Annotated in this window: 1 protein-coding gene; it reads right to left on the bottom strand. The window is 25.3% G+C overall.

Translation table 11 applies throughout. The features are described from left to right. Nucleotides 1-19: 19 nt before the first annotated feature. Nucleotides 20-289, bottom strand: coding sequence for a hypothetical protein (locus CW357_RS18085; RefSeq protein WP_124218841.1), 270 nt, complete (start codon nt 287-289; stop codon nt 20-22). Between the last annotated feature and the right edge of the window lie 283 nt (nt 290-572).

Below are 572 nucleotides of genomic sequence, written 5' to 3'. Positions count from 1 at the left end.
GATAACTGTCCATTATAGTTTAGCGTTTACATTTGATCACAAATATCGAATCTATATTAACTTCTTCACCTAATTCACTATTTATTTTTCGTAAGGGAATTGAATCTGTGTAAATCTTATCTTTACTCATAACTCCTTTACTAAAATCATCTAAGGTGTTTGCAAAAGATGATTTCATTGTTCCATTAGGTGCATAAATTATCTTTGTATCCCCTTGAGAAAAATCAAATTCATGTTCTAGTTTTTTTATACCATAACAATTCGCTATATCAACTCTAAATTTATCCATATTTCCCCTCCTAATACATTTAACTCATTATATATAATTCACTCAACATTTTATATTAATTTTTCTACAGCAATAATAAAATTCTCATTTTAATAAGTTTATCTACTCTTTTCGAGTAACAGATAAATTACCTGTAGCATATCCAATAAAAATCACTATTAAAAACTTGCATTTATTATATTAGTTTTCGTTAGTTCATTGATTAATAATAAATAACCTCTATTACTGTATTATCTGATCCATTAATTCCAACGAGAGTATAAAATATTTTGTGTAAATAGAA

It is taken from the genome of Rummeliibacillus sp. TYF005, assembly GCF_003844195.1.
GTDB lineage: Bacteria > Bacillota > Bacilli > Bacillales_A > Planococcaceae > Rummeliibacillus.
Note: the sequence above shows the minus strand (reverse complement) of the source record. Positions and strands in the feature narration are given on the sequence as shown.

Coding starts and splice junctions, on each gene's coding strand:
- CW357_RS18085 (WP_124218841.1), bottom strand. CDS start 289: ATGGATAAATTTAGAGTTGATATAGCGAATTGTTATGGTATAAAAAAA.